The sequence below is a fragment of the Sphingobium scionense genome (genome assembly GCF_014197035.1).
In the GTDB taxonomy this organism is placed as follows: domain Bacteria; phylum Pseudomonadota; class Alphaproteobacteria; order Sphingomonadales; family Sphingomonadaceae; genus Sphingobium; species Sphingobium scionense.
Map to the genome: position 1 here is coordinate 4,023 of NZ_JACIEU010000070.1, position 2,363 is coordinate 6,385.

At 63.0% G+C, this 2,363-nt stretch carries 4 protein-coding genes and 2 pseudogenes; 2 read left to right on the forward strand and 4 right to left on the reverse strand.

The window, feature by feature from the left end; genetic code table 11:
- Together GGQ90_RS29595 and GGQ90_RS28570 are read left to right on the forward strand one after the other, a co-directional pair.
- Positions 1-197 (forward strand): annotated as a pseudogene (locus tag GGQ90_RS29595) (DUF1622 domain-containing protein); the annotation flags it as partial.
- 14 nt (positions 198-211) lie between these two features.
- The gene (locus GGQ90_RS28570; protein ID WP_026109687.1) at positions 212-652 is read left to right on the forward strand and encodes a four-helix bundle copper-binding protein; all 441 of its coding nucleotides are present in this window, start codon (positions 212-214) and stop codon (positions 650-652) included.
- Positions 653-798: 146 nt separating this feature from the next.
- Here GGQ90_RS28570 and GGQ90_RS28575 read toward each other — a convergent pair whose 3' ends face one another.
- The 4 genes and pseudogenes from GGQ90_RS28575 to GGQ90_RS28590 all read right to left on the reverse strand — a co-directional run.
- Positions 799-1,545, reverse strand: a complete 747-nt coding sequence (locus GGQ90_RS28575; RefSeq protein WP_004213020.1) for an HAD-IIB family hydrolase — start codon at positions 1,543-1,545, stop codon at positions 799-801.
- Complete coding sequence (locus GGQ90_RS29790) at positions 1,542-1,664, reverse strand: hypothetical protein (RefSeq protein WP_021243092.1); 123 nt, start codon at positions 1,662-1,664, stop codon at positions 1,542-1,544. The genes GGQ90_RS28575 and GGQ90_RS29790 overlap by 4 nt, the downstream gene beginning before the upstream one ends.
- Complete coding sequence (locus GGQ90_RS28585; protein WP_021243093.1) at positions 1,648-1,842, reverse strand: hypothetical protein; 195 nt, start codon at positions 1,840-1,842, stop codon at positions 1,648-1,650. Before GGQ90_RS28585 ends, GGQ90_RS29790 begins: the two co-directional genes overlap by 17 nt.
- 34 nt (positions 1,843-1,876) lie before the next feature.
- Positions 1,877-2,363: pseudogene (locus tag GGQ90_RS28590) on the reverse strand (glucose-6-phosphate dehydrogenase); the annotation flags it as partial.

The following is a 2,363-nucleotide window of genomic DNA, read 5'->3' on the forward strand; positions in this document are numbered from 1 at the left end:
CAACGCTCGACGATCTCATCGTGCTGGCCGGGCTTGTGCTGGTGCGGACCTTCCTGAGCATCTCGCTCGGGGTCGAGATCAACGGCCACTGGCCCTGGGAGGAAACGCGGATGGCGCGGGAGAAGGCGCGTGCGGCGTCGGATGGGTCGCCGGCTACGGCTGAGGCCGCCGGATGCGGCACAGCGCTCAAGCGATAGCAGATGGAAGGCGCATCATGATCGAGAGACGCGAATTGCTGATGGCGGGCGCCGGCCTTGCCGCCGCCGGAACGCTGGCTGCGCCGGCGGCGGCGCAGCAGCATCGAATGGAAGGGATGGCGATGTCGATGACGGACTGCATCGACGATTGCGTGGCGTCTCACCGCATGTGCCTGGAAACCGCCGCCTGGCTGACGAAGCAAGGCGGCGCGTCAGCCACGGCGTCGCTGATCGCCATGCTGAACGACTGTGCGGAACTGTGCCAGGCGACCGCCAACTCGATGCTGCGCGAATCCCCGCTCCATACCATCCTGTGTCGCGCCTGCGCTGACGCCTGCGAACGATGTGCGCGGGAATGCCTGAGCCACGTCGTGGACGAGCGGATGAAGCGTTGCTCGGCTACCTGCAAGGACTGCGCCGCCAGCTGTCGGATGATGGCGGACATGGCGAGCTGAGTTTCCTCGAACGCGCCCAGGCGTAGTGAGGTCAAGCAGCTCCAGCACCATTGAAGCGATCCGTCGGCTCTACAATGTGGGACCGCTGCGAAGCTGGGTCGTATGGGTGCGAAAGCGGGACTGGTTAAGGATCGGCGGTAGCGCTTCTAGACCAGCCAGGCAGCGATCGCGCCAACCACCGACTTGGTTTCGGCAACGTCGCGGACTCGCACGGTATCCAGCCCGAGATGCTTGGCCGGATAATCATTTCCGCCCGGGAAGATCGCGTCACCGAAGAAGATCATCTCGTCGAGTGCGACGCCGGTCTGCTCGGAAAGGCGCTTAAGGCCATAGGCCTTGTCTATCCCTTCGCGGGTGATGTCGATCGATGTCGCCCCGCCGATATTGATGGCAAAGCCTGGCAGCAACGGCTGGAGCAGGGCCTGCAATTTCTTGCGCTTGGCGTGATCGGGATCCCACGTGTCCTTGGCCTCGAGCGGCGCCTGCTGACCGAGCGCGGAGAATGTGATCTGGCTGCCGCGATCCTCGATCTGCTCGCCCCAGATGTTCTCGTTTGCATAGCCCGCCTGCTCGACCGCCTTGGTCAGTGCTTCGCGGATGCGCTGGCTTTCGTCGCCGGTGAACAGATCGGCATAGATACGCGTCCATTGGCCGTCGGCGTGACGATATAGCTTGGTGCCCGTGGTCGGCTGGATGATAAAATTGTCGAGCCGCGCACGGGCGGGCATGCGCGACACCACCTGTTTCTCGAATTGCGGCCAGTCGCCTCCGGAGATGATCGCTACCATCGTCACGTCGAGCAGGCGGGTAAGCAGATCCGCCATTTCATCGTCGAGCGGCTGCTTGTTGAGCGCGAGCGTTCCATCGAGGTCGAAAGCGGCCAGTCGCTTCATGATGATCCTCCCACAAGCGGCAGCAGAAATGCGTCGATGGCATCGGCGATGCCATCTTTGTCGTCGCTGGTTGAAATGTAGTGCGCTGCGCTACGGATCTCCTCAGGCGCCTTGCCCATGGCGATCGATAGGCCGGTGCGCACGAGCAAAGGGCAGGTCATTGGGCATGTGGCCGAGCGCCCGCGCCAGGGCATCGACGCCAGCTCGCTTGTTGGCATAGGGGTTGGTGACGTCCAGATAGTAGGTCCGCGACCGGGCAATCGTCGCCGACGCCAGGCTCTTGTCCTTGCGAACCAAAGTCCGTCGATGTCGGAGATGACGAGGCCCAGCATCATTGGCCGATCCTGTGCCAGAAGCGGCCATCGCGTTCGAGTAGGGCATCTGCGCCGGCCGGGCCGGCGCTGCCTGGTGCATAGGATTCAAGCCTGCCCTTGTCCTTGACCCAGTCATCGAGGATCGGCTGGACCGCGGCCCAGCCCGCCTCGATCTGCTCAGCGCGCTGGAACAATGTCTGGTCGCCGGTCATCATGTCATAGAGCAAGGTTTCGTAGCCGGTCCGGCCCGACAGCTTGAAGTGGTCGGCATAAGTGAAATCGAGCGTTGTCCCTGCGGTCTTGATCACTGGACCCGGTTTCTTGACCAGCATGTCTAAGACGATGCTTTCGTCCGGCTGCAGCTGGAAGATCAGGCGATTGGCTGGCAGGCGGTCGATCGGACAATCGCGGAATAAAGCGTAGGGCACTGCCTTGAACGTGACGACGATCTCCGTATCGCGCGCTGCCAGCGCCTTGCCGGTGCGCAGGTAGAAGGGCACGCCG

What these genes read in the sequence shown, in the direction of transcription:
- GGQ90_RS28575 (WP_004213020.1), bottom strand. Translation starts at nt 1,545, where the DNA reads ATGAAGCGACTGGCCGCTTTCGACCTCGATGGAACGCTCGCGCTCAAC.
- GGQ90_RS29790 (WP_021243092.1), bottom strand. Translation starts at nt 1,664, where the DNA reads ATGGGCAAGGCGCCTGAGGAGATCCGTAGCGCAGCGCACTACATTTCA.